The organism is Amycolatopsis sp. cmx-4-83 (genome assembly GCF_046548815.1).
In the GTDB taxonomy this organism is placed as follows: Bacteria; Actinomycetota; Actinomycetes; order Mycobacteriales; family Pseudonocardiaceae; genus Amycolatopsis; species Amycolatopsis pretoriensis_A.
The window spans coordinates 16735-43027 of the sequence record NZ_JAEBEF010000024.1 but is presented as its reverse complement, the minus strand read 5'-3'; the positions used below and the strand labels follow the sequence as shown (position 1 = coordinate 43027).

At 72.6% G+C, this 26293-nt stretch carries 20 protein-coding genes and 1 other RNA gene; 6 read left to right on the top strand and 15 right to left on the bottom strand.

The features are described from left to right. Positions 1-5: 5 nt before the first annotated feature. Together gabT and ACLJQM_RS47285 are read left to right on the top strand one after the other, a co-directional pair. Positions 6-1361 carry a 4-aminobutyrate--2-oxoglutarate transaminase gene (gene gabT, locus ACLJQM_RS47290; protein ID WP_410636559.1) on the top strand — a complete coding sequence of 452 codons (1356 nt, stop codon included), beginning with the start codon at positions 6-8 and terminating at the stop codon, positions 1359-1361. Beyond that, positions 1358-2785, top strand: coding sequence for an aldehyde dehydrogenase family protein (locus ACLJQM_RS47285; protein WP_410636558.1), 1428 nt, complete (start codon positions 1358-1360; stop codon positions 2783-2785). Before gabT ends, ACLJQM_RS47285 begins: the two co-directional genes overlap by 4 nt. A gap of 1 nt (position 2786) precedes the next feature. On the opposite strand, the gene ACLJQM_RS47280 is transcribed toward ACLJQM_RS47285, so the two are convergent. From ACLJQM_RS47280 to ACLJQM_RS47270, 3 genes are all read right to left on the bottom strand, one after another. Further along, positions 2787-3494: an MBL fold metallo-hydrolase gene (locus ACLJQM_RS47280; protein ID WP_410636557.1), complete on the bottom strand. Its 708-nt coding sequence runs from the start codon at positions 3492-3494 to the stop codon at positions 2787-2789. Positions 3495-3850: 356 nt separating this feature from the next. Continuing rightward, on the bottom strand, positions 3851-4624 hold the full coding sequence (locus tag ACLJQM_RS47275) for a helical backbone metal receptor (protein WP_410636556.1): 774 nt from the start codon (positions 4622-4624) through the stop codon (positions 3851-3853). Continuing rightward, positions 4621-6021 carry an RNB domain-containing ribonuclease gene (locus ACLJQM_RS47270; RefSeq protein WP_410636555.1) on the bottom strand — a complete coding sequence of 467 codons (1401 nt, stop codon included), beginning with the start codon at positions 6019-6021 and terminating at the stop codon, positions 4621-4623. Before ACLJQM_RS47270 ends, ACLJQM_RS47275 begins: the two co-directional genes overlap by 4 nt. A gap of 129 nt (positions 6022-6150) precedes the next feature. Here ACLJQM_RS47270 and ACLJQM_RS47265 point away from each other — a divergent pair, with 129 nt between their 5' ends. Then, positions 6151-7095 (top strand): AAA family ATPase, encoded by a 945-nt coding sequence (locus ACLJQM_RS47265; protein ID WP_410636554.1) that lies wholly within the window; start codon positions 6151-6153, stop codon positions 7093-7095. Here the strand turns inward: ACLJQM_RS47265 and ACLJQM_RS47260 are convergent. The 12 genes from ACLJQM_RS47260 to ACLJQM_RS47205 form a co-directional block, all read right to left on the bottom strand. Further along, positions 7092-7277, bottom strand: a complete 186-nt coding sequence (locus ACLJQM_RS47260) for a hypothetical protein (RefSeq protein WP_360772128.1) — start codon at positions 7275-7277, stop codon at positions 7092-7094. The two genes, ACLJQM_RS47265 and ACLJQM_RS47260, sit on opposite strands and share 4 nt — an antisense overlap. A gap of 2954 nt (positions 7278-10231) precedes the next feature. Then, entirely contained in the window at positions 10232-11233 is a 1002-nt protein-coding gene (locus ACLJQM_RS47255) for a C40 family peptidase (protein WP_247014421.1), read from the bottom strand. A gap of 2 nt (positions 11234-11235) precedes the next feature. Continuing rightward, positions 11236-11835 (bottom strand): hypothetical protein, encoded by a 600-nt coding sequence (locus tag ACLJQM_RS47250; RefSeq protein WP_360772131.1) that lies wholly within the window; start codon positions 11833-11835, stop codon positions 11236-11238. A 3-nt stretch (positions 11836-11838) separates the two neighbouring features. Continuing rightward, positions 11839-13998 carry a magnesium transporter gene (locus ACLJQM_RS47245; RefSeq protein ID WP_410636553.1) on the bottom strand — a complete coding sequence of 720 codons (2160 nt, stop codon included), beginning with the start codon at positions 13996-13998 and terminating at the stop codon, positions 11839-11841. Then, a complete protein-coding gene (locus tag ACLJQM_RS47240) occupies positions 13995-16952 on the bottom strand; it encodes an ATP-binding protein (protein WP_360772137.1) in 2958 nt (985 codons plus the stop codon). Before ACLJQM_RS47240 ends, ACLJQM_RS47245 begins: the two co-directional genes overlap by 4 nt. A gap of 3 nt (positions 16953-16955) precedes the next feature. Then, positions 16956-17483 carry a hypothetical protein gene (locus tag ACLJQM_RS47235; RefSeq protein ID WP_247014425.1) on the bottom strand — a complete coding sequence of 176 codons (528 nt, stop codon included), beginning with the start codon at positions 17481-17483 and terminating at the stop codon, positions 16956-16958. Between the two features lie 12 nt (positions 17484-17495). Next, a complete protein-coding gene (locus ACLJQM_RS47230) occupies positions 17496-17762 on the bottom strand; it encodes a hypothetical protein (RefSeq protein ID WP_410636552.1) in 267 nt (88 codons plus the stop codon). A gap of 454 nt (positions 17763-18216) precedes the next feature. Beyond that, entirely contained in the window at positions 18217-19071 is an 855-nt protein-coding gene (locus ACLJQM_RS47225; protein WP_360772141.1) for an SCO6745 family protein, read from the bottom strand. Positions 19072-19170: 99 nt separating this feature from the next. After that, positions 19171-19566, bottom strand: an RNA gene (gene rnpB / locus ACLJQM_RS47220) — RNase P RNA component class A. A gap of 20 nt (positions 19567-19586) precedes the next feature. Beyond that, entirely contained in the window at positions 19587-20810 is a 1224-nt protein-coding gene (locus tag ACLJQM_RS47215) for an NAD(P)/FAD-dependent oxidoreductase (protein ID WP_360772144.1), read from the bottom strand. Then, positions 20810-21604 (bottom strand): 4Fe-4S domain-containing protein, encoded by a 795-nt coding sequence (locus tag ACLJQM_RS47210; RefSeq protein WP_410636551.1) that lies wholly within the window; start codon positions 21602-21604, stop codon positions 20810-20812. Before ACLJQM_RS47210 ends, ACLJQM_RS47215 begins: the two co-directional genes overlap by 1 nt. An 8-nt stretch (positions 21605-21612) precedes the next feature. Continuing rightward, positions 21613-22281, bottom strand: coding sequence for a DUF4142 domain-containing protein (locus ACLJQM_RS47205; RefSeq protein WP_247014430.1), 669 nt, complete (start codon positions 22279-22281; stop codon positions 21613-21615). A gap of 248 nt (positions 22282-22529) precedes the next feature. Here ACLJQM_RS47205 and ACLJQM_RS47200 point away from each other — a divergent pair, with 248 nt between their 5' ends. From ACLJQM_RS47200 to ACLJQM_RS47190, 3 genes are read left to right on the top strand one after another with little or no spacing between them, the layout of a single operon-like run. Continuing rightward, a complete protein-coding gene (locus tag ACLJQM_RS47200; protein ID WP_410636550.1) occupies positions 22530-23096 on the top strand; it encodes a sigma-70 family RNA polymerase sigma factor in 567 nt (188 codons plus the stop codon). Next, entirely contained in the window at positions 23093-23446 is a 354-nt protein-coding gene (locus tag ACLJQM_RS47195) for a hypothetical protein (RefSeq protein WP_247014432.1), read from the top strand. The genes ACLJQM_RS47200 and ACLJQM_RS47195 overlap by 4 nt, the downstream gene beginning before the upstream one ends. Before the next feature lie 31 nt (positions 23447-23477). After that, a complete protein-coding gene (locus ACLJQM_RS47190; RefSeq protein WP_410636549.1) occupies positions 23478-26264 on the top strand; it encodes an AAA family ATPase in 2787 nt (928 codons plus the stop codon). Positions 26265-26293 lie beyond the last annotated feature (29 nt).

Below are 26293 nucleotides of genomic sequence, written 5' to 3'. Positions count from 1 at the left end.
ACGCCGTGACCGCAAGCACCACCGCCGAGCCGCAGGCGCCGGCGCCCCGGCAGCGCAGGCTGCGCACCGAGATCCCCGGCCCCGTCTCACGCGAGCTGCAGGAGCGCCGCGCGAACGCCGTCGCCGCCGGGGTCAGCTCGGTGCTGCCCGTCTACGTCACCGAAGCCAGCGGCGGGCTGCTCACCGACGCCGACGGCAACGTCCTGATCGACTTCGGCTCCGGCATCGCGGTGACCAACGTCGGGCACTCCGCGCCGGCCGTCGTCGACCGCGTCCGCAAGCAGGCGTGCTGGTTCACCCACACCTGTTTCATGGTCACGCCGTACGAAGGGTATGTCGAGGTCTGCGAGGCACTGGCCGAGCTGACGCCGGGCGACCACGCGAAGAAGTCCGTGCTGTTCAACTCCGGCGCCGAAGCCGTCGAGAACGCCGTGAAGATCGCGCGCACGGCGACCGGGCGCCAGGCCGTCGTCGTGTTCGACCACGCCTACCACGGCCGCACCAACCTGACGATGGGCATGACCGCGAAATCGGTGCCCTACAAGCACGGCTTCGGCCCGTTCGCGCCCGAGGTCTACCGCGTGCCGGGCTCCTACCCCTACCGCGACGGCCTGTCCGGCCCCGAAGCGGCCGCGCTGGCCATCGACCGGATCGAGAAGCAGATCGGCGGCGACCAGGTCGCCGCGGTGGTGCTGGAGCCGATCCAGGGCGAGGGCGGGTTCATCGAGCCCGCGCGCGGCTTCCTGCCCGCGATTTCCGCGTGGTGCCGCGAAAACGGCGTCGTGTTCGTCGCCGACGAGGTCCAGACCGGCTTCTGCCGCACCGGTTCCTGGTTCGCCTCCACCGACGAGGACGTCGTGCCGGACCTGATCGCGACGGCGAAGGGCATCGCGGGCGGCCTGCCGCTGTCCGCCGTCACCGGCCGCGCGGAACTCCTGGATGTGGTGGCGCCTGGCGGTTTGGGAGGCACCTACGGCGGCAACCCCATCGCCTGCGCCGCCGCGCTCGGCTCGATCGAGACGATGAAGATCGAGGACTTGGCTTCGTCGGCGAAGCGCATCGAAGGCGTTGTGCTGCCCCGGCTGCGTGCGCTGGCCACCGAGACCGGTGTCATCGGCGACGTCCGCGGGCGCGGCGCGATGCTGGCCGCGGAGTTCGTGCGCCCGGGGACCACCGAACCCGACGCCGACCTGACCAAGCGCGTCGCGGCGGCCTGCCACCGGGCCGGCGTGGTGGTGCTGACCTGCGGCACCTACGGCAACGTCGTCCGGCTGCTGCCGCCGTTGTCCCTTTCCAACGACCTGCTCGACGAGGGCCTCTCGGTCCTCGAGCACGCTGTCCGCACGGAGGCTCTCGCATGACTTTCCCGTTCTGGGTCGCCGGAAAGCCGGTGACCGGCGGCTCGACCGCCGACGTCCGGCACTCCTACGACGGTTCCTCCGCGGGCTCGCACTTCGTGCCTTCGGCCTCGGACGTCGAGGCCGCGGTGCAGGCCGCGCACGACGTCGCCGACGAGTTCGCGACGCTGCCCGCGCACGTCCGCGCCGGCGCGCTGGACCACGTGTCCCGCGCGCTGGGCGAGCGGTCCGAAGAGATCGCCGCGTTGATCACGGCGGAATCCGGCAAGCCGCTGAAGTGGGCGCGCGGCGAGGTCGGCCGCGCGGTCTCGACGTTCCGCTGGGCCGCGGAGGAAGCACGCCGGTTCTCGGGCGAGCTGCAGCGCCTCGACACCGACCCGGGCGGCACCGGCCGGATCGCCCTGGTGCGGCGGGTGTCCCGCGGCCCGGTGCTGGGCATCACGCCGTTCAACTTCCCGCTCAACCTGGTGGCGCACAAAGTGGCGCCGGCGATCGCGGTCGGCGCGCCGATCGTGCTCAAGCCCGCGCCCGCCACGCCGCTGACCGCGTTGCTGCTGGGCGAGATCCTGGCGGAGACGGACCTGCCGGCGGGGTCGTGGTCGATCCTGCCGGTGGACAACGAGACGTCGTCGCGGCTGGTCGAGGACCCGCGGCTGCCGGTCGTGTCGTTCACCGGCTCGGTCCCGGTCGGCTGGGCCATCCGCGACCGCGTCCCACGCAAGCACGTGGCGCTGGAACTCGGCGGCAACGGCGCGGTCCTCGTCTGTCCGGATTGGACGGACCTCGACTTCGCGGCGCAGCGGATCGCCACGTTCGCGATGTACCAGGCCGGCCAGTCGTGCATCTCGGTGCAGCGGGTCTACGCGCACGACTCGGTGTTCGACGCGCTGGCCGCGAAGGTGCTCGAGCAGGTCGAGGCGCTGCGGACCGGCGACCCGCGCGCCGACGGCGTCGACGTCGGTCCGCTGATCACCACCGACGCGGCTTCGCGCGTCGAATCGTGGGTGTCGGCCGCGGTGGAGGCGGGCGGCCGCCTGCTCACCGGCGGCGGCCGGTCGGGCGCGACGGTCGAGCCGACCGTCCTGGCGGACGTCCCGGAGGACGCGTCGGTGATGGCCGAGGAGGTGTTCGGGCCGGTGGTTTCGCTGGTCCGGGTGGCTTCGGTCGCCGACGGCGTGTCCCGGATCAACGCCTCGCGCTTCGGCTTGCAGGCGGGCGTGTTCACGCGCGACCTCCCGACGGCGTTCGAGGTGTCGGCGGCGCTGAAGGTGGGCGGCGTGCTCGTCGGCGACGTCCCGAGCTTCCGCGCCGACCAGATGCCCTACGGCGGTGTGAAGGACTCCGGCGTCGGCCGCGAGGGCCCGGCGTCGGCGATGGCGGACTTCACCGAGGAGCGGGTGACCGTCCTGACCGGACTGACGCTCTGAGCTACCGGCGCTTCCCCCACCGCTCGTCGTCCGGTTCCTCGCCGCGGCTCAGCGCTTCGAGGTAGGCACGGTCGGTGGCGAAGCGGGCCGCGATCTCCGGTCCCGTGGCCACGGCCCCGTGACCGGGGATCAGGACGTCGACGTGCTCGGCGGCCTTTTCGAGCACGTCGAGCGCGGCCTCGTAGGCGGCCTGCTGACCGGAGCGGCGGGGGTCGAGGAGCGGGATCAGGACGTCGGAGAGCATGTCCCCGGCGAGCAGCACGCCGCGGTCCGCGAGCAGGAGCGCGGCGTGCCCGACGGCGTGCGCGTCGTGCTCGACGACCTCACCCGGGACGGGGTTGCCGTCGGCCGGCAGCGGGGTGAGGAGCGCGACGACGTCGAGCGGGACACCGGTCGCGGTCTCGGCGGCCATGGCCTGCGCCCGTTCCCGCACTTCCCCGGCCATCTGGGCGCAGGCGGCGGTGGCGTAGCGCGGGACGTCGCCGAAGCGGGGGTGCCAGAGCAGGTGGTCCCAGTGGGGGTGCGTGCAGAACCCGGCGACCACGGGCGCGCCGAGCCGGTCGAGGTCGTCGGCGAGCTCGACCAGCTCGGCGCCCTCGATGCCGGGGTCGACCACGAGCAGGCCGTCGTCGGCGCGGATCACGGTGGTGTTGCTCCAGACCCAGGTGCTCTGCCGCACCCAGACACCCTCGGCCACTTCGTTCAGCATCGGCCCACGGTGCCAGCCCGGCGCGTGCGGCGCAATGGCACCGGAGCGCACGGTGTGGACGGCCCGCCGAGCCCGAGGGCCGTGGCCCGCCACACGAAGTCGCCTGCTTCCTCGCACGCCGGCTGCGGATCTGGCTCAACCCGGCGCGACCCCGCGCTGCCGGCGCCAGCCGGTGCCGCGAACGCGGAGCCGACCTGGGCGGACGGCCAGGCGATCGGGCGCTCGAGTTCGCCGGCGCGCAGCCGACCTGGAAGTTCGGGCCCGAGTGCGCGGCGAGCCGATCGTCGGCCTGGTTCGACCTGCACCCCGCCGCCTGGGCGTTCCTCGCTCGACACGAAGCCTGCCTGGCCGCGGGCTTAGCCTTGTCCCAGCGCAGCCGTCAACGCGGCGTGCGCCTCCACCAGCGAAGGTCCGTACCAAGTCAAGTGCCGTCCCGAGACCAGCACGTACCGCGCGTCCGGGAAGTGGTCCGGACCGTCCTCCTCGGTGAACGAGTACGGCTCGTCCGGCAGCACCAGCAGATCGGCGTCCGCCCTCAAGTGCGCCCGCAGCTCCTCCACGTCCGGCCGCGGGTAGCGCTCGCCGGAACCCGCATACACGTTCGCCACCCCCACCCGGCGCAGGACGTCGCCGCCGAAGGTGTCGCGGCCCAGGACGATCCACGGTTTGCGCCAGACCGGGACCACCGCGTGGAACCGCACCGGCGCGGTCTCGCGCCAGACCTCCTCCGCCGCGACCAGCCACTCCGGTTCGTCCAGCTCGCACGCCTGGGTGAGGATCCGGCGCAGCGAGCCCAGCGCGGCGGGCACGGACGCCGCCGCGGCCATCACCCAGACCGGGATCCCGTTGGCGCGCAGGCGTTCCACGTCCTCCGGGCGGTTCTCCTCCGAGTTCGCCAGCACGAGGTCGGGCGCCAGGTCCAGGACCCGGTCGAGCTTCGGGTACTTCGACCCGCCCACCCTCGGCACGTCCAAAGCGGACGGGTGCGTGCAGTAGTCGGTGGCACCGGCCAGGCGTCCGGGCGCGCTCACTTCGAGCGCTTCGGTCAGCGACGGCACGAGCGAAACCACGCGTGCGGCCGGACCGGACAGCGGGACCGGCTCCCCGAGGTCGTCGACGAGGTGGGTCATGCGCGTTCGAACGACACCTTCCGCTGCTCGACGTCCACCGCGGTCAGCCGGACGTCGATCCGCTCCCCCGCGGTCAGCTTCTCGCCCGCGCACTTCGCCATCACCGTCGGGTCTTCCACGAGGATCTCCGCCTTGTTCTCGTCCGCGCGCAGCACCACCGCGCTGAACTCGCCGCCGACGTGCTCGGCCAGCACCCACGCCTCGACCTGGTCGATGCACGCCCGCTCGACCTTCGCGGCGAGCGTGTCCGACGCGCTCATCCGCTCCGGCACGTCCGCCAGCGCCGCGCGCACCCACGCCGGGACCTCGCGCCCCGCCGAAACGGCGAGGCAGATCTCCGTCGCGAAGCGGTCCACCAGCCGCCGGATCGGGGCCGTCACGTGCGCGTACGCGCCGCCGATGCCCGCGTGCGTCGTCAGCGCCGGCAGTTCGCCGTCGAACGCCGTGTAGCCCGCGCCGCGCAGCAGCCGCGTCGTGTCGGCGTAGAGCGCCATCGAGGCCGGCTGCCCGGGATCCAATCGGGACAGGAACTCCGAGACGGTCGCTTCCGGCGCCCAGGCGATGCCCAGCGCGTCGGCCGAGCGGCGCAGCCAGTCGACGGCCTCGGGTTCCGGGTCGGGCAGCGTGCGCAGGACGCCGACCTGCGCGTCGATCATGATCCGCGCCGCCGCCATCCCGGTGAGCAGCGAGATCTCGGCGTTCCAGGCGTCGACGACCGTCCGCGGCCGGCGCGCGAGCACCCAGCCGCCGTCCGGGTTGCCGCTGATCTCCTGCTCCGGCAGCTGGAGCTCGACCGCGCCGCGGCGCACGGCCAGCTCGCGCCGCCGCCGGCCGAGCTCGGGCAGCGCCGCCACGGACGGGTGCGGGTGACCGGCGTCGAGCGCGGCCTGCACCGTCTCGTAGTCGAACTGCTCGGTGGACCGGACCAGCGCGCGGCGCACCCGGGTGGACGTCAGCTCGCCGGCGTCGTCGGTCTCGATGGTCCAGAGCACCGCGGGCCGGACCTCGCCGGGCAGCAGGCTCGCGGCGCCTTCGGACAGCACCGGCGGGTGCAGCGGGACGTTGCCGTCGGGCAGGTAGAGCGTCTGCCCGCGCAGGCGCGCTTCGCGGTCGAGCGCGCCGCCGGGCGGGACGAACGCGGCGAGGTCGGCGATCGCGTAGTGCACGCGGAAGCCGCGCGTGGTCCTTTCGACGACCATCGCCTGGTCCAGGTCCTTGGAACCGGGCGGGTCGATGGTGACGAACGGCAGGTCGGTCGCGTCTTCGCGAGGCTCGGCCAGCGGGTCGAGAACCGCCGCCTCCGCTTCGGCCAGCACGTCGGGCCCGAACGACTCCGGCAGCGAAAACTCGGCGCGCAGGGGCCCGAAGTCCCCGCCCGCCGAGTGTGTCCTGATCACCAGGGGAGGCACCCCCCAACCCTAACCCCGGAAGGGGCCGATGATCGCCCGATCGGGCGCGGGCCGGTCGGGTGTACGTTGTCCGGCAATAATGAAAACCGTCATCGTTATCAGAAGGGTGCCCGACAAGTGAAGATCGCGTTCGTCGGCAAGGGCGGCAGCGGCAAGACCACGCTCTCGTCACTGTTCGTCGCGTACCTCGCCGACGCCGGCCTGCCGGTGCTGGCGATCGACGCCGACATCAACCAGCACCTGGCGGTCGCGCTCGGCGCGACCGAGGAAGAAGCACTGGCCTGGCCGACGCTCGGGGACAACATGGCCCTGATCAAGGACTACCTGCGCGGCGACAACCCGCGCATCCCCGACGCGGCGTCGATGATCAAGACGACCCCGCCGGGCCGCGGCTCCCGCCTGGTCCGGCCGTTCGAGGACAACCCGGTGTTCGCGACGTGCTTCCGGCAGCTGGGCGGCGTCCGGCTGGGCGTCACGGGCCAGTTCGACGAGGACGACCTGGGCGTCAAGTGCTACCACTCGAAGGTGGGAGCCGCGGAGCTGCTGCTGAACCACCTCGTCGACGTCGACGGCGAGTACGTCGTGATGGACATGACGGCGGGCGCGGACGCGTTCGCATCAGGGCTGTTCACGCGGTTCGACGTGACGTTCCTGGTGTGCGAGCCGACGATCCGCAGCGTGGGCGTGTACCGCCAGTACGCGGACTACGCGCGCGACTTCGGCGTCCGGCTCGTGGTGGTGGGCAACAAGGTCACGGACGCGGAGGACGTCGAGTTCCTGCAGGACCAGGTCGGCGACGCCCTGCTGGGCTGGCTGTCGGCGTCCGGCCACGTCCGCGCGGCGGAGCGCGGCGCGACCCGCCCGATCACGGAGCTGGAGCCCCGGAACCTCTCGACGCTGCGTTCGATGCAGGCGACGGTGGACGCGGAGCACCGCGACTGGGCCCGCTACCAGCGTCAAGCGGTCGAGTTCCACCTGCGCAACGTCCGCGCCTGGGCAGGCGCGGACCTGGCCGCGCAGGTGGACCCGGAGTTCGTGCTGGGACCGCGGCTGCCGGTCTAGTCGTCGTCGGCGGCGTCGGCCTGCCGGGTCCGTTCCTTGGCGATGTCGAGCGCCCGCCGGGCGGTGGCCTCGTCGGGGTAGGGCCCGAGCAGGTCGACGCTGCGGCTGCGCTCGAGGTGCTCGACCTGGTTGGTGCGGGTGTTGTAGTACCACCCCTGGTCGGGGTTCGGGTCTTTGGACATGTCCCCAGCCTGGCAGGTGCTCGGCCGGCTGTCAGCGCTTGTACTTGTAGGGGATCTCGGTGGGTTGCCCGGTGGGGCCGAAGTCCTGGGTTTCTTCCTGCTGGTTTTCCTGCTGTCCGGGCAGCTCGTCGAACCACCCGCGCGGAGTCCCCCGAGGTGGGGTTTCCGGCTCGGAGCGGGTGGTGGGTTGCGGGAGCGGGGTGTCCTTGCCGGGGAAGACGGGCCGCGCGGTCGCAGGTGGGGCCGGGGGCATGGTCCCGGGGCCCGGGAAGACGGGACGGGCGGGCGCGGCGTGGCGGGCGGGGAACGGCTGGGGGGTGGACTCCGGGCCCGGGAAGACGGGCTTGGAGCGGGAGGGCTGGGGTGGGTTGGTGGCCGGCGCTTGCGCCGGTGGCGGGCCCTGGGGGGTTGGCGGCGTTTGGGCAGGGGGCGGCGCTTGCCCGGGCTGCGGCCCTTGCTGGGCAGCCGGGGCTTGCGCCGGAGGCGGTGCCTGCACGGGCGGGGGCCCCTGCGGCGGGGCAGGCGCGGGCGGGGGGCCCTGCTGGGCACCCGGGGCTTGAGCAGGAGCCGGTACCTGCCCGACCGGGGGCCCCTGCGGCGTGGCAGGCGCGGTTGGCTGCGCGGGCGGCAACCCTTGCGGCGTAACAGGCGCTTGAACCGGAGTCGGCACCTGCCCGGACGGCGGCCCTTGTGCGGACGGCAGGCCTGGTGAGCCAGCCGGCGCAGGGCTCGGTACTTGCGCCAAGGGCGCCCCTTGCGGCGCGGCCGGCGCTTGCCCAGCAGTCGATGCCGACGAGCCCGGCGGCCCTTGCGGCGCGGCCGGCGCTTGAGCCGGAGTCGGTACTTGCGCACTCGGCGGCCTTTGCGGCACGACCGGCGCCGGTGTCTGCGCTGCAGGCGGGCCTTGTGGGCCAGCCTGCGTCGAAGCGGAGGCCGGTGATTGCACTGGCGGCGGCCCTTGCCGGCTGGCCGACGCGGGAGCCGGTGCCTGCGTAGGTGGCGGCCCTTGGGGCGTGGCCGGTGCTTGTGCCGCGGTCGGCGCTTGTGGGTCGGCCGAAGTGCTCCCCGGGAGCGGAGTCGCTTGCGGCGAGGCCGGGTTGTTCCCGGGTAGCGGCTCCGAGGAAGCCGGAATGGGATCGGCCGGTCCTTGTGCGTGCGCGGCGCCGAGTCCCTGTGCCTGCGCAGAACCGGGCCCGGCAACCGATCCCTGGGGGTGCGCCGGGGTCGCAGGGCCATGCGCCGGGTTGCCGGAAAACGGCAGGTCGGCGCTCCCCCACGGCGGCCTGGGCAGGTGCGAGCCGATCACTGTCGGCGGAGCAGCAGGCTCGCCGGCTTGTGACTCCGCACCGGCAACCGGCCGCTCACCATCCGAGGGCAGTTCGTCGGCCTGCTCCGGAGCCGAATCCTCGGACGACTCCACACCGGCACCCGGCGCGGCGACCTGGTCATCGGCGGGCTCATCAACCGATGAGGCCGTAGACGGCGCACCGGACGTTTCCTGCTGCACGTCGGCAGAAAACGGCTGCGACATTCCAGACGCCTCAACAGCGACGGGCGGCTCGGGCGAGGTCGACTGCTCCACCTCGGCGGACTGCTGGTGCTGGGCGGTGGCGGGCCGCTCCGGTTGTGCCTGCGACGAGGCCGCAACCGGCTCAGGCTCAGTGAACGGCTGAGGCACAACGGGCTGCTCCACCTCAACCGACGGCGTCGGCACCGCGGGCTCCTCCGCCGCGGTCGGCGGTCGGGACTCGGCGGACTGCTCCCCCTCAGCCGACGGTGGCGGTGCGGCTGGCGGCTGCTCTGCTTCAGCGGACGGTTGCGGCACAACTGGCGACTGCGGCTCGGCAAGCGGCGGCCGTAGCGCCGCGGGCTGCTCCGCCTCAACCGACGGTGGCGGTGCGGCCGGCGGCTGCGGCACAGCAAGCGACGGATGCGGCGCAGACCATTCCACCTCGGCGGACGGTTGCGCCACGGGCGAGGGAGGCTCCGGCACCGCAGGCTGCTCCACCTCAGCCGGCGGTTGCGGCACAGCGGGTGGTTGCGGCACAGCAGGCGCCGACTGCCGCGGTGCAGCAGGAACCTGCGGCTGCCCCTGAGCCACGCCAGCCGGCATCGTGGGCGGCCCGGCCTGGAAATCGGGAGATACCGGGTGGACCGGCATCTCCCCCGCCGCCGAAGGAGCGACACCAGGCGAAGGCGGAGCCGCATGCCGAGGCGAAGCCGAAGACTGCGGCCCCTCCTCCTCCGGACGCCCCCAAGGCCCCTGCTGCTCAGGCGTCCCCGGCGGCTGCGCCACCGTCCGCCACACCGGCGCCGGCCCGATGTTCATCGGGGCCGGTGCCCCTGGCGCCGGACGCGCCCCAGGAGGCGGCGGAGCCGGACGCGCGACGGGCTTAGGAATCGGGTCCAACGACGACACCAGCACCGTGGTGTTCAACGGGTCGTCGACCTTCCGGCCACTCCGCTCCCGGTAGACCATCTCCCCGTCGGCGTCCATCTCCACCAGGTAGCCCGCCTCCGCGAGCTGCTCCTCGTCGAGGTCCGCCAGCTTCTCGTACCGCGAAGGCACGACGCGATAGATCGGCCACGCCAGCCGCGCGTGCTCGGCGTGGAACTGGGCCAGCAACGCCGCCATCTGGTGCTGCCACGGGAGGGACATCCCCTCGGCCAATGACCTGGGCAGGACGACGTACCCCGCGTCCACGCCCGGGTAGCCCTGGCTCAGCTGGTCGGCCAGCGGCGTGCTCGACGCCGGCCGCGCCGATTGGCGAGGGGGCTGGGGCGCGCCGAACAGCGACGCCGGGTCCTGGGGCTCGCCGCCGCCGGACTTGCCTCGCTTGCCGAATTTCCGTCCCACGTGCTCATCCTCTGCCAGCTCGCGGCCACCTGCTCGTGGAAGCGCCGCGACGTCGGGTGAATCGGCCGGTTCGTGTCAAGGCCCTCTGCGACCCATGCTAAACGCCGGGGCGGACCGCCTGCGGAACCACTTCCGCCTCGTCGAACTCGAACGGCCTCGTGTGCACGGGCACGCCGGTCTGCTGGGCCTCGACGACCTTGCCGTCGCCCAGGTACATCATCACGTGGTGGATGCTGTTCGGGTCCGACGGGTCGGTGGCCAGGAAGATCAGGTCGCCCGGCTGCGCCTCGCGGACCGGCAGCAACGCGCCGGCGTGGTACTGGTCGCGGGACACGCGCGGCAGGATGATCCCCGCCGACTCGTACGCGCGGAGCATCAGGCCCGAACAGTCGTACGAGTTCGGGCCCGTCGCGCCCCACACGTACGGCTTCCCCTGCTCGCCCAGCGCGAAACTGATCGCCTTCGCCGCGGCCTGGCTCGGCGGCAGCAGCTGGCCCAGGCCCGTCCCGCAGGCGACGACGTCGACGACCTGGCCGACGTTCTCCACCAGCGTCGCCGCCATCGGCTCCCACTTGTGGTAGCGGTCCGGGAAGCCCGAGCGCTCGACCGCCTGCGCCGCGTCGCCGGGGCGCTTGTTCTCCCAGTCCGGGACCGCGAGCAGGACGTCGTAGAACTTGTTGACCTCGTACGTCGGGTCGGTGACCTGCGCGACCGTCCCCCAGCCCATCGACGGGCGCATCTGGAAGATGCCGAGGGAGTCCCGGTCGCCGTAGGTGAGGTTGTGCAGCCCGGACTCGGTCATCCCGGCCTGGATCGCGACCTGCCACGCGCGCGGCGCCAGCGAGCGCTGCTTGCCGACCGAGATGATCACCGCGACGATGCCGCGCTGCTCGTCGTCGAGCTTGGACGCGTCGACCGTGCCGCGCTCGCCCTGGCCGGGCTGGGTCGGCCCGACCGAGGCGTCGCAGCTCATCAGCGACATGCCCCCCGCCTGGGCCTGCTGGTTGTCGATGACGACCTTCGCGGCGACCGCGGTCACGACCAGTGCGCCGATCGCGACGAACACGATCAGCCCCAGCCACAACCCCAGGCGCCGCACGCTCAGCTCGCCTGGTCGTAGTCGGCGACGCGCCAGCCGGCGTTGGTGCTGATGACCGTCATGGCGAGCTTCGGCCCGTCGGTCGGGATGGTCAGCTGCACCGAGTTCGGGTAGGACGTGCCGACGACCGGCTCACCGGTGACCTTCGTCGCCGGGATGTTCGCCGGCTCCACCGTGCCCATCACCGGCAGGTACTCCTCGGTGGTGAACGGCTTCAGCTGCGCGAGCCACTGCTCGGACGTCATGCCCGCCGGGTGGTTCACCCAGGCCGCGGCCCACTCCTTGGCGACGCGGATGGCGTCGGCGTTCGGCGGGGCCGGGGTCGGCGTGGCCAGCGGCGTGGACAGCCGCGTCGGCAGGTTCGACGTCGGCACCGGCGCGGCGACGCCCGGCGCGGTCTTGGTGACCGACGTCGTCGTCCCGGTGGCGGGCGAGGCCTTGGCCTGCGGCTTGCCGACGACCTTGGGCAGCACGATGCCGAGCGCGGTGATCAGGATCGCGAGGACCACGAACGCGCCGATGAGGTGGCGCGGCGAGCGCAGCGGCCAGCCCCACAGGCGCCGGTAGACCGCGGCGCGGCCGCGGTTGGTGCGGATCGGCATCGGTCACCGCCCCATGACGTGGTCGGTGTCCCGCGGTTCCTCGCGGACCTCGATGCCCCGCGAAGGCCGGTACAGCACGAACACGGGCTTGCCGGCGACGACTTCCGGGTCGACGCGACGCGGCTGGGCGCGCACACCCGGCGCCCGGGGCGCGTCCTGCGCCGGGTAGTCGCTGAAGCCGGATTCCGGCGCGCGCAGGTCGGACGGCACGACGACGGGCTCGGGCTCGTCGTTCCACCGCCGGTCGGCCACCGGCGAGGTGTCGACGCGCCGGCTCTCCTCCCGCGTGGTCGGCCGGCCGTTGGACCCGACGACGACGTAGTCACCCGGGTCGCCGTTGGCCGGGTTGTACTGGCCGAACACCGGCGAGCCGGGCCGGCCGCCCGAGGGCAGCGCGCCCGCGGATCCGCCGCCGCCGACGGCTCCCGGCCAGGCCCCGGACCAGGCCGCGGCCGGGCGGGCGGCGCCCGAAGTGTTATCGAGCCGCTGGGCGTTGGCGAAGATCGTGGCCTCCGGCCGGAACCGCCCACCCCCGGCGGTCGCCCCGAGCGGCCCGCGCTGCTCACCGTCGACGACGTCGTCGGTGTCCCGCACGTTCTGCCAGAACTCGTCCTGCGGCGTCGGCCCGTTGCGGTTGCGCTTGAAGCGGGAGAAGATCCCGCCCCCGGGCGACGGCACGGCGGCGCCGACCATGCTGACCGACATCTCGACCATCTGCCAAAGGCGGCGCACGGGCCGCCCGACCATGAACAGCAGCACGGTGATGAGCCCGGCGAGGACCATCTGCGTGAGCATGTTCAGCGAGTCACCTGCCGCGAAGATCGCCTGCAGCAACAACATGTGCACACCGGCGAGGACCGACAGGACGATCAGGTTGAACGCGATTCCGCCCGCGACCTTCAGCACCCGGTGGAGGATCTGGGGCTGGAGCAGCGCGACCAGGCCGATCAACGGTGCGGTCAGGGCGAGCAGCCGGATCAGCACCTGCGCGAGCAGGATCGATGCCTTCGCCAGCAGCTGGAACAACGAGTACACCAGCGCTTGGCCGAGCGACAGGAACCCGGCACCGGTGCGCCCACCGGCCTCACCCGTGAAGTAGCCGGTGGCAGGGCCGAGCTTGGTGGAGATGTCTTTGAACGCGGCCTTTTTCGAGTCGACCAGCCCCGCGTCGGCGTCCCCGCCCTGCTGGATCTGCTCCCAGGTGAACGCACGCGCGTCCAGCAACGGCGCACCGAACTGTTGTGCCTGAGGGGCTGTCGAGGATCCGAACTCGCCGCGAAGCCAGTTCTCGTAGACGATCTGGCAGTGCAGATCCGTAGGCAGGATGTCCCAGGTCGGCCGGCCCGCCGTGGTTCCCTTGTTCTTGCACGTGATCTGGGCCGGGGTCGGGCTCTGAGCCGGCGGCGCCGCCGGCGCTCCGGCGTCGACGAAACCGGCCTGGATGTTGGTCGTGGTCTTCACGATCGCGTTGTCGATGGGGTCCAGATAGCGCAACAACGCCAACGATGAGGCCGCCAGCCAGATCGCGGCGAGCCCGTAGAGGGCGCGTTTGCTGACCGCTGCCAGGTCACCGCGCCAGATGTTGCGGAACATCATGATTGACATGAGCAACGCGACCAGGCCGAACAACTGGGCGTAGATGTTGTTGTAGATCTTGTCCGCGCCCGACTTGACCGCGTTGTACAGCGGACTCAGCAGACTGCCCTGCAACACGGTGTAGTGCAGTGAATTGGTGGCACCGACGACGTTCTTGCCGAGGTTGAACAGCTGGTTGCCGGCCCACGTGTCGATCGAAGCGCTCGGCGACCCCAGTCCCGCCAGCGGGCCGCAGTCGGTCTGGAACGTGTCCCAGACCATGCCGGCGTACCCGTAAGCCCGATAAGGGCTGAAGCCCTCACCGTGGGAGCTCTCCGGCGGGTCGATCGCGCCGACCATGCCCGCGCCGGGGCGTTCCGGGTTCGGTGCTTCGCCGCAGGCCGCCGCGCTTGCTGCCGGGGCGGTTGCGATCGCCTGCAGGCCGAGGACGAGCATCACGGCGAACATCGTCGCCTTGCGCCCGGGCGTGCGCCGGCCCGGTCGCGGGCCTTCCTTGATCCGCCGTTTGAGCGCGTGCCACCCCGCGGCCACCGTCAGCAGGACCGCGAGCGTCAGCACGGTGTTCATGCGGCGTCCCGGCCGGTGCCGCCCTTTCCACCCGTGCGGGCGTGTTGCTGCTGCCCGTTGGACGGCTGGACCCCGCCCTCCACCTCGCCGGTCTCCGCGGCCAATGGGTCGGGCGCGCCCAGGAGGTTCTCGTCGGCCAGGCCGACCTCCAGTTCCGCCGCCAGCTCGAAGTCCTGCTCCAGCTCGATGTCGTCCTCCGGCGGGACCGCCACGTACGGCTTCTTCTCGTCCGCCGGCAGCGCCAGCTCGTTGCCCGGTCGCCGCGAGGGCGCCGCGTCCTTCGAACCCGGGGTCGTGTCCATGACCGCTCGCAGGTGGTCGAGGTGCGGGCCGGAGAAGTCGACGCGGATGCGCTCCACTCCGCCTGCGCCGTCGCCGAAGATGAACTGGCGGGGCTCCACGTCCCGCTCCAGGCCGCGCTGCTGCGCGCCGGGACGGCGGCCCAGGGCCGCGACGACCTGCTCGTAGCCCACTCCGACCGGCACCTTCAGCAGCCGCAGGGCGTCGGCCTGGGCGTCGTCGTCGTCCAGCCGCCCGACGAACACCGAGTCCAGCAGGGTCACGAAACCCTGGATCTTCAGGAAGTCCGCCGGGATCTGGGACGACAGCAGCACGCGGACGTTCCACTTGCGCGAGTCACGCGCGAAGCGGTTCATCAGCACCCGCCCGGTCGGGACCTCGGACAGGAAGAACGCCTCGTCGATCCAGACGCCCTTGCGCATCTCCTTGGGCTTCTCGTACACCGACCGCTGGGTCAGCCACGCCGCCAGGTTCAGCATCTCGACGCCGAGGGACTCCGCGTCCGTCCAGTACTCGCGGGGGACGCCGTCCTTCGGCAGGGTCAGGCCCGCCATCGTCAGGACCGTCAAGCGGTCGTCACGGGTTTCCGAGTACGGGTCCGCGTCGGTCTCCGGGATGAGCAGCGCCATCCGCTCGCGCATCTCGTCCAGGAAGTCCGCGACGACGCCCGCGTGCTCGTGGTGCTCGCTCGAATCCCGCCTGAGCGCGTCGATCACCTGGCCGGGATCCGCGTCGAAGCGGCCGCCGACCGTGCGGACCGCGCGCAGCAGCACGATCCGCGTCTGCGCCATCCGCGACACCTCGTACGGCAGCACACCGGACAGGACGTCCAGCACCAGACGGCGCCGCGTCGCGCCCGCGAGGGCTTTCTCGCGGCGCCAGGAGCGCTCGGGGTCGTCCTCGTCCATGAAGTGCTCGATCAGCGGCTCGGCGACCACCCGGTACGGGTTCAAGATCCCCGGCTGGGCGTTGAGCAGGTTGATCGGGCGCGCGTACGGCCGCAGTTCCGGCAGGTCGCACAGCCGCGACAGCGGGCCGGACGGGTCGAGGATCGTCCAGCTCGCGCCGGCCCGCAACGTCTTGTAGACGATGCCGCCGCCGAGGAACGACTTGCCGCCACCCAGGCCCGCGACCATCGCCGTCAGGCCGGAACCGTCGCGGATCTCCTGGGCCATCCACGGGTCCCAGGCCACCGGGCGGCGCGTCGCCGTGCACGTCTCGCCGAGCAGGATGCCGCGGCGGTCGCCGACCTCCGCCGTCGCCGTCGGGACCGCCGAAGCGCTCCAGACGACCGAGCCGCGGCGCATGTACGCCGCCGAGGCCAGTGGCTCGCCCGGGATGAACTCCCTGGCCAGCGCGTACTGGGCTTCGGGGTGCTCGATGGCGATCTTCGGCTTGTACAGGTCGAGCAGCTGCTGGGCCAGGCGCAGCGCGTCGCGCTCGGTCGGGCCGGACACCGCCAGCCGCCACCAGGAGCGGACGCGGGTGGCGAGCGCGGTGAAGCCCGACGTCATCTCGTCGTCGATCTCCAGCACGCGCCCGGCCTGCCGGGACAGCGACTGCGGCGGCTCGAGCTCGTGCTCGTCGGTGTAGTGCTTGACCTGCGAGCGCACCTTGTTCATCTGGCGCTGCAGCTCGCCGGCCACCTCTTCGGGGCGCCGGACGTAGATCCGCGCGGACACCTCGACGGCCGCGGGCAGGCGGTCGGCGTGCTGGATCCACGGGTCGTCGACCTCGGGGATCTGCAGGCCGTGCATCTGCCCGACGGTGAGGACCGCCAGGTGCCGCGAGACGCCGGCGTTGGAACCGGTGCGACCGCGGACGGTCACCGTCGGCGCGTACGGCTCGGCGTAGAAGTCGGCGGCGTCGGTGAAGCTGGCCAGGTCTTCGGGCTCCCAGGCCGCGCCCGGCACGGCGGGCATGTTCCGCGGCGCGGGCAGGCCCAGGGAGCACGAGCGGTGCATCAGCCAGGACATCTCCTCGGCGTGCACCGGGCGGCCTTCCAGCCCGGCGCTGCCGATGACCTGGTCGAGGTGCTCGACCTCGGAGTCCAGCGCGGTCAGCTCGGCGTCGACGGCCTCGGGCAGGATCTTGCGCAGCACCGGCGCGGCGCGCTCGACCGCGCGGTCGACCATCCGGCGGGTCTGCACCTGGACCCCGATGTAGACCTCTTTTTCCGCCATCGAGCGGCCCATCAGCTGCTGCTGCTCGCCGATCAGGTAGTCGTCGAACGACATCGCGCCCGGGACGTCGGCGGGGCGGCCGTGCGCGTTGTAGACGTGCGCCTCGGCCCACATCCGGATCGGGTACGGCCGGTTCGTCACGCGCAGGTGCAGCCAGCGGCCCTGCAGCTCGGCGTACTGGCCGGCGATGGCCGCGATCAGGTCGCGCCGCTGCGAGTCCGAGCGAAAAGACCAGCGCTGCGGCGCGAGCCGGTACCAGGCGTAGACCTCGAACCCGGTGCGGACCAGGTGCCCGTCGATGCTTCGCACCGCGATCGACGGGGTGTACGCGGGGATCGCCTGCTCCCCGGTGAGGCGCCGGGCCTTGCCGCCCGAGCCGTTCCGCGACGCGCGGACCTGCTCGGGCGGTTGCCACGCGCCCGAGTGTGCGTCCCGACCCCGTTTTCCTCGGCTATCGCCGCGACCGAACAACGACTACCTCCCGGCCCGGGCCGCGTTGCCGCGGCCCCGGCGCGCTCGTGGTGCTCCCTGGTGAACCGGCGCGGCGGCGCGGCGCGCCCCCGTCGAGGGTGGCGTGGGCGGCGCGGCACCCGGCTGGCCGCCGTGGTGCTGGTACTGCCGCCTCCGGCGGTGCTTCGGCAACGGGCGTTCGGCCCGCACCCGGACCCGGCTGGCGCTCACCGCGCCGCCCGTGCCCGTGGTCAGTTCTCTCGGGGTGTTGAGCTCGCGGCCCGCCATCGCGACCACGGTGCCCAGCGGGCGCTCGTGGCTGATCTTGGCGGTCAGCAGCCGGGTGACGACGATGGTGGCGACGAACGCCCACGCCGTCGAAAAGAACCCGAAGCTCCAGCCGGCCCAGCGTTCGACGCCGAGCACGACGAAGAACGTCGGGATGCCGATGAGCCAGGCGACGTACCGGGCTCTCCAGGGAAAAGTCGCTTTCGGGGGGCCGAGCCACACGGCGTCGACCCGGTAGACCTCGTCATCCGTCCTGATGCGCACGCGGGCCCCGCCTCAGCCGGTGAACAGGCCGGCGATCCACTGACCGACGTTGACGCCGACGCCGCTGACCGCGAGTCCGATGATGGCGAGCGCGATGACCACACCGGCGAGGCGGCGCATGACACCGGCGTTGTCGCCCTTGCCGCCACCGAGCCAGAGCAGGAGGAGCGCTACGGCCAGCAGCACCAGGGGAATGATGTTGTCGATCAGCCAGGTGCGCACGTTTCCCGTGCCCAGCTCGCCGGCGGCCAGGGTGTCGAGGGTGGTCAAGGTCGTCATCGCGATACTCCCGGTGCGCGGTGGGGGCCGCGCGGTTCTGGCTCAGGCGGTGCTTCGAACAACATCATGGGGGCTACGAGGGGTAGTGGTCAAAGCGCGCTGCGTGAATACCGGCTGCCTCTTCAACCGGCGCGGTGCGCGGGGTACACGAAAACTCCACGCCCACCATCATCGCGGCAAGGGCCCTCGGGTTGAACCCCGGCCACCCATACTTCTCAGTGTGCTGACGAACTCACCCCTATGCCCGGGATTTGCTCACTGTGGGTACTGGCGCCGTGGCCTTCGTGAGGCCTGGAACAGTGTGACATGACCCGAACGGCCGCGTCGCACGAGTCCGTTCCGTGACGGCCCCTCGGCCGGTCGGCGGCCATATCGATCTTGAACCCCTGCGCTGTCCGTCACAGGCGGCTCAGAACTTCACAAGTTTTTCACTACATAGCGTGATCTTGATGTGCTAAGGGCGACGCTTGGCGAAGACCCCGTCCGGGAAGGCACCGGCCTCCACGACGAGCCGGCTGAGCCCGCGGCACAGCTCTTCGAGCCGGGCGGTCCGCTCGGCCCCGAGGTGCTCCCACGGCCCCCGCGCGGCGGCCTCGGTGGCGACCTCGACGCGGTCGCGGACGGCGGCCCCTTCGTCGGTCAGCAGGCTCTCGGCGTCCAAGAGCCCGCGCTCGACGAGGCGGGCTTCGGCGGCGGCCCACTGCTCGTCGCTCCAGCCGCGGGTCAGCTTGGCGGTGGCGGTGAGGAAGCCGCGGCCGGTGGCCACGTGCGTGACGAGCGCTTCGACGCCGCTGAGGCCGTTGAGGACGAGCGCGGCGATGTGGCCGTCGCCGCGGTACTCGCGGATCAGGGTGACGGCGTGCCAGAGCACGAGGTGCGGCTCCCCCGGCCAGCCGAGCCCCGCGTGCGCGGCGTAGAGCGGCCGGCCCTCGGCGGTGCACCCGGCGGCGGCTTCACGCGCGAGCTCCGCGGCTTCGGCGACCTCGTCGCTCTTGACGTGGTCGCCGAGCAGCCGGGTCAGTGCTTTGTCGACCCCGTCGACGCGGGCTTCGAGGACCTGTTCCGGCGTCGCGAGGGTCCAGGCGCGCGGGATCACGCGCGCGACGACCTCGGGGTTGAAGTTGTAGAAGGTGGCCGCGACGACCTCGGGCCCGACCGCGCCCATCGCGGCGGACCGCCCGGCGAAGTACGGCATCCGCCCGGGCCGGAGCCCGGCACCGGTGAGCGCTTCGTCCACCTCGGGAGCGAAGTACGCCAGGGCGTGCAGGGAATCGAACGCCGACTTGAACCGCTTCTCGTCACCCGCCATAGCGGCACCCTACTACCGGGTAACCACTGCCGGCACCCCTCGGTCGTGAGTGTTCAGGGCGGTTGGAACCGCCCTGGACACTCACGGCGGGCAGTGGGGCGGACGAGCCGGCATGTAAGCCGGATCCTGTTCCCCGGTCGCCTTGCGGCTTCCGGGGCGGCGGCCATCCATCTCGGCCTGCCGTCGCCGGCAGGCTCCAGCGGCCTACCCGCAGACTCGGACGGGCCGTCCTCGAACGCCTGCGCAGGAGCTCGAGAGCTCCCTCTTGGCCTTGCTCCGGGTGGGGTTTACCTAGCCGTCCCGGTCACCCGGGACGCTGGTGGTCTCTTACACCACCGTTTCACCCTTACCCCCGCCCGAAAGCGGGGGCGGTCTGTTTTCTGTGGCACTTTCCCGCGGGTCGCCCCGGGTTGCCGTTAGCAACCACCCTGCCCCGTGGAGTCCGGACTTTCCTCGGGCCGGGTCACCCCGGCCCGCGACCGCCCTGCCAGCTCGTCCGCAGGCCGAATCGTAGCTCAGCAGCCGGCCGCCGCCTCGCTGTGGTGGCGTGGCCGGACCACCGCCGGCGCGGGGTGCTGGCGGGCGAGTTCGGCCGTCCAGTGCAGCACCGCGGCGGGGCTGTCCAGGCCGATCAGCCCGACCAGCTTGCCGTGGCGGACGAACCCCGTGATGGGCCGCGTGCCGGCCACCGGGCTCTCCAGGAGGACGGTGTCGGCACCGAGTGCGGGGCGGCCGGCGACCTGGATGCGGACGCCGTGCTGCTCGGACCAGTAGCGCGGCACCGGCGTGTACGGCCGCGAGCCCCGCGGGCCGGCGAGGAGGTTCTCGGCGGCCGCGCGGCTCATTTCGACGGCGTTGAGCCAGTGCTCGTCGCGCCGCGGCGTGACGTCGTAGCGGAGGTTGGGCCAGCGGGCGACGTCGCCCGCCGCGACGATCGTCGACGAGCCGACGACGTGGCAGGTGGGTTCGCAGACGACGCCGTCGTCGAGGGGCAGCTTGGCGCCGCGCAGCCAGGACACCGCCGGGACGCTGCCGACGGCGACCACCACGCACGCGACGTCGAGCGCGCGGCCGTCGGCGAATTCGAGCCCGACCGACGTCGGCCCGGGACGCCAGCGGCGGATCGTGGTGCCGAGTTCGAGGTGGACGCCGCGGGCCGCGTGCAACGCCGTGAGCCAGTCGCCGATGTCGGGGCCGAGGACGTCGGCCAGCAGCGGGCGCGACCGTCCGAAGAGGACGACCCCGCGGCCGGTTTCGCGGAGGCTGGAAGCGACTTCGCAGCCGATGAAGCCGTCGCCGATCACCGCGACCGGGCCGGGGTTGCCGGTCAGCGCCCGCTGGAGCGCGACGGTGTCGGAAAGGGTGCGGACGACGACCACGCGCTGGTGGCCGTGCGGCGCGCCCGGCATGCGGCGGGGTTCGACGCCGGTGGCGATGACCAGGCCGTCGTAGCGGAGTTCCTCGTCGCGCAGGTGGACGACCTGCCGGTGCGGCGACAGCGCGGTGACCGGCGTGTCGAACCGCCATTCGGCGTCGACTTCGAGGGGGTCGGCGAGGAGGGTGTCGGCGCGGCTGACCGCGCCGGTGAGGAGCTGCTTGGACAGCGCCGGCCGGTGGTAGGCGATGCCGGGTTCGGCGCCGAGGACGACGACTTCGCCGTCGAACCCGAGTTCGCGCAGCCGTTCGGCGGCGCGCAGGCCGGCCAGTCCGGCTCCGGCGATGACGATGCGTTCGGTCATCAGATCGCTCCCAGCAGGTGGATGGCTCGCATGGGACAGGCGCGCGCGGCCGCGCGGACGTTCGGGACTTCCTCCGCTTCGGGGCGTTTCTCGTACTCGAGCCGGCCGTCCTGGCCGAGCTGGAACACCTGCGGCGCCTCGCTCTGGCAGACGCCGTAGGCGTGGCAGCGCCGGCTGTCGACGTCGACGCGCAGGGCGGCCGGCTCCGGCTCGGGCGGCGTGACCAGCCCGGCGCGGGCGAGCAACGCGGGCGGCAGCACCCGCAGGACCGACAGCAGCACCGGCGGGACGAGCAGCGTGATCCCGGCCAGCCAGACGACGGCCAGGTGCCCGCTCGAGACGGCGCCGAGCCAGGCGTGCACGGCGAGCAGGCCGATGGCGAGGTAGCCGGCCTGGTGGAAGCGCAGCCACCGCCCTTCCCTCGCGCGGCGCAGGCCCGCCGTCACGGACACGGCGATCACCAGCTCCAGGCCGGCGATGCCGAGCGCGTGGCGCGGGGTGCCGTCGTAGAAGGGGAGCAGGAGGTCGGCGACGCCGAACGGGTCGTCCTCGAGGAAGAGGAAGGTCAGCCCGTGCAGCGTGCCGGTGGCGAGGGTGAACGCGGCGAGCAGGGTGTGGCCGGTGCGCAGCGCGTCCCGGCCGCTGAACCGGCGGACCCAGCCGGTGGCGGCGAGCACGCCCCAGCACAGGGTGAGGCACATGCAGAGGTAGGTGAGGCGGCCGGAGAGCGCGGCCGCCTCGGCGATCCCGGTGTCGTGCGGCGACACCGGGATCAGCGCGGCTGAGGGGGACATGGAGCGGCTTACCTCCGGGTGCGCGGCGGGGTCCTGCCGGGAGTTCCGAGCAGGCGGAGCAGGCCGAACGTGGCGACGGTGGCGAGGGCCACGAGGACGGCGGCGGCGGCGAGGTCCCCGCCGCCGAGGGTGTCGTCCTCGGTGGCGGAGACGAGCAGGGACGTGGTTTCGGCGAGCCCGGTGCTCTCCAGGAGCGTCAGGTGCCCGAGCGCGGTGTCGACGGCGGTCTGGGCGAACGCGCGGACGTCGTCGTCGCGGGTGCCGGCGCGGACGTCGGAGGCGAGCGCGAAGAGGCTGCCGTACTCGGCGCGGAGCCGGTTGACGTAGGCGCGGTCGAACGCGTCGCCGCCGGCCGCGGCGAGTTCGTCCGCCCAGGTGCGCTCCTGCTCGGTCGGCTCCCCCGGGAGGGTGATCGCGAGCCGGTCGGCCACCGCGCCCAGTGCGACGTCGAGGCGGGCCTGGTCGTCGGTGATGCGGACGGCGACGGCGCGGACGCGGCGGTTGGTGGCCCGCTCGGCGGCCAGCCTGCTCGACGGCCCGGCCCACAGCGTGTGCTGCTTCAGCCGGGTCAGCAGCGCGCGGTCGGTCTGCTGCAGTTCGCCGGCCGACGCCGGAAGGGCGCAGCCGAGCACGAGCGCGGCCGCGGCGGCCAGCAGCGCCACGAATCGGAGCGGCATCCCGGTGTCCCTTCGCGAAGGAGGCTTCACAGTGAGCTACGGGAGAAAGGTGCGATCCGGTTCTCGCCGTCACCTTTTAGTGACCTGTGATGTGCATCACAAGACACATTCTGAACCGATCTTGAACGGGTGTCGTTTGCGGCCGTCGCTAATGGGGCACCGAAACTAATGCATATGGCCTATTAAGTTGTTTTGCGCTACGCTCCGATGGCCCCACGGTCCGCCAGTCAGGTGAGGTTGCGAGCTTTATGGAAGCACTGGGCAGAGAAAGTCGCGGCCACGTCGGTTACGCCTCGTCCACCACCGCGGTCGACCCGGCGGACGATCTCGTCCCGTTGCTGTACAAGGACTTCCGCGCCACCCTGTTCGCACAGGTGTTGTCCCTGACCAACCACGACCGGCAGTGGACCGAGGATGTGGTGCAGGAGACCATGATCCGCGCGTGGCAACACTCGGACACCCTCGAACGCGAGCCCGGAATGCTGCGCGGCTGGCTGCTCACGGTGGCCCGCCGGATCGTCATCGACGGCTGGAGAAATCGCCGGGTCCGCCCGCAGGAGGTTGCTCTGGACATCCCGGAAAACGCCGAGTCCGCCGATCGCGCGGACAGTTCGTTAGCCGCACTAACGATTACTCGGGCATTGGGGGAACTGGACGCGAAATACCAGTCCGTCATCTACGAGACCTACCTCGCCGGAAACACCGTTCGGCGGGCGGCGGAAATTCTGGGAATTCCGGAAGGAACCGTGAAATCGCGGTTGTACACGGCGATGCGGCAATTGCGGAAGACGCTCGGTGAAGTGGCGGTGCGATGACGGGGAAGCACCGGGACGCCGCGGCGCACGGGCTCGGCGTCCTCGACGACCCGGCGGAGTTCGAAACGCACCTGCGGGGCTGTGCCCGCTGCCGGGTCCGGGTCACCGAGTTCCGGTCGGTGGGCGAAGCGCTGGCGGAGGCGGTCCGGCTCGGGTACCTCCCCCGCGGCGGCGCACCGGCGGCCGGCGTTCCGGAGCGACCGGCCGGAGCCGGCTACCCGCTGCCCGACGGAAGTGCCGGCGGGGAGGACCGGTTCGCATCGGCTGCGTCCATCGGCTCCCCTGCTCGTGTCGTGGGCGGGTCCGGCCGCGCTCCGCGGGATCTCCCCTGGTCGGCCGGATTCCAGTAGTCTGCCCCAACCCAACATGAAAGTCCTTACGGTGGATACCGAAGTAAATCCCGAGCACCCCGTCAGCGGGGCTTCGGTACCGAAGCGTCCCGCCCCGCGGCTCCCCGGCCGCGAACCCGAGCTCAGCCGCCTGACCAGCCTTTTCCCGGCCGCACTCGGCGGCCGCGCGGCCAGCGCGGTCCTGGTCGGCGAGTTCGGCATGGGCAAGAGCGCCACCCTCCACACCGTCGCGACGCTGGCCGCGGACGCGGGCTTCACCGTCGCGATCGCCACCGGGTCGCGGCTGGAGAGCCACCTGCCGGGCGGGCTCGCCCGCCAGCTCGCGGACGCGCTGAGCGCCCCGGGCACGCCGCGCCCGAGCGCCACCGAGCTGTGCGGACCGGCCGGGGAGAGCGAAGCGCTCGAACTCTTCTTCGGGCTCGTCCGCGAGGCCGCCGGCCGCGGCCCGCTGTTCCTCGGCATCGACAACGTCCACCTCGCCGACGCCTGGTCCATGCGGTGCCTCGCCTACATCCGCAACCGCGTGCTCGACCTGCCGGTGCTGATCGTCCTGACCGCGCTGACCGGGCACCCGCCGCACCACGACGTCGCGCTGCTGGAGATGGCGGGCTGCACGCCGGCGTCGATCACCCTGAACGGCCTCGGCGACGCCGCCGCGGCCGAAATCCTCGGTCTCGCCCCCGGCGAGCTCGCCACCGCCTGCCGCGAGGCGACCGGCGGCAACCCGTACCTGCTGCAGGCCCTGCGCCCGCGGCTGCTGCCCGGCGCGGACCCGCACGAGCTCGGCTCGTCGCTGATCGGCCAGGTGCTGCACACGCGGATGCAGGAGTTCCCGCACGCGGCGGAGATCCTGCACGCGGCGGCCATCCTCGGCGAGGACGCCGGGTTCGACCTGCTGGCCCAGCTCGCCGGCGTCGACGAGCTCGACGCGCTGCAGGCGATCGACACGATGGTCCGGCTGCACGTGCTCACCAACAGCAACCAGCCGGTGCTGACCTATTCGTTCGTCCGCAACTCCCTGCTCAAGGACATGCCGCAGACGACCCGCGCGGTCAACCACGGGCGGGCGGCGAAGCTGCTGTCGGAGACGGGCGCGCCGGTCGAGCGCGTCGCCGCGCACCTGCTGGAAGCGACGTCGATCCGAATCCCGTGGGGCGTGGACGTGCTGCGGCTGAGCGCGCGCGACGCCGTGTTCTCCGGACGGCCCGAGCTGGCCGCGCGGCACCTGCGGCGGGCGCTGGCCGAACGGCTGTCGTCCGGGCGCCGGGTCGCCGTGCTGCTGCAGCTGGCGCACGCGGAGTTCCAGGTCGACCCGCCGGCCGCGGCGAAGCGGGTGCGGGAAGCCGTCGACACGATCGGCAACCGCGAGACCGCCGCGGTCATCGCCACGGCGATGCTGCTGTCGCTCTGCGGCGGGCAGGACGCCCGGCTCGGGATCAGCGCGGCGGGCCAGATCGCGGCGCGGCTCGACGCCGGCGGCCCGGACGCCGTGTGGCCGCTGCTGTGCGTGACCTACCTCGCCGAAGCGGGCAGCCGGCTGGGCCCGCCCCCGGAGTTCCGCGACTTCGAGGAGCAGTGGGCGCCGCTGACCGACCCGGCGGCGCAGCGCAGCCGCTCGGCGTTGCTGGCGCTCGACGCCGTCCGCAGCGGCGAGTCGGCGCAAGACGCCCTCGGCCACTTCGCGGACGCGCTGTCGGGCGACGACAGCGAACTCTTCGAGCAGCACTACTTCTTCACGCTGGCGACCGCGGTGCTCGCGGACGAGCCCGCGCACGTCGACCGGCTGTGCCGCGCCCTCGACGTCGAGCGCGAGCCGTGGGACGTGCACGTGCCGCACGGCGCGCTGCCCACCCTGGCCCGCGGGATCGCGCTGCAGGCCAGCGGCGACCTGCAGCGCGCGAGCGTCCACTTCGAATCGCTGCTGCGCCGGTTCGACGAGCGCGGCGGCACGACGACGTGCCCGGTCGGCGTGCTGTGCGCGGCGAAGCTCGTCGAGTGCTGGGTGGACCTCGGCCGGTTCGAGGCGGCGACGTCGCTGCTGGACCGGATGGACTTCGTCGCCAGCCAGGGCCTGTTCACCCACACCTACTTGCTGTACGCGCGAGGCCGCCTGCGCGTCGCCACCGGGTACACCCGGTTCGGGTTCGAGGACCTGCTCAGCTGCGGGCGCCGGCTGGCCCACCACGGCATGCGGTTCCCTGGGTTCGTGCCGTGGCGCGCGCACGCCGCGCGGGCGGCGCTGGCGCTCGGCCAGGCCGACGACGCGGCGCGGCTGGCGGAAGAGGACAGCACGGCGGCGGCCCGCTGGGGCGCGGCGCGGCCGCTGGGCACGGCGCTGACGACGTTGGGGCTCGTGCGCGAGGACGACGAAGCCGAGCGCGCGCTGACCAAGGCGATCACGACGTTGCGGACGTCCCCGGCGCGGCTGCAGCTGGCGACGGCGTTGACGGAGCTCGGCAGCCTGCAGGCGCGGCACGGCCAGTCCGAAAAGGCCATCGAAACCCTGCGGCAGGCGGTGGAGCTGAGCGAGCACTGCGGCGCCCGCCCGCTCGCCCGGCGCGCGGCGGAGGAGCTGCGCTCGTCCCGGCGTGCGCTCACCCCGGCCAAGGACAACGAACACGGGTTGACGCGGCAGGAAAACCGCATCGCGGTGATGGCCGCGCAGGGCCTGACCAACCGCGAAATCGCGACGGCGCTGCACCTGACCCGGCGCACGGTGGAGCTGCACCTGTCGGGCGCGTACCGCAAGCTCGGCATCCCCGGCCGCGCGGAACTCGGTGGCGCGCTGGCCAAGTCCCACCGTGCGGACGCGCGTTGACCCGTCTCCGGGTCGTTGCTCTACTCGGG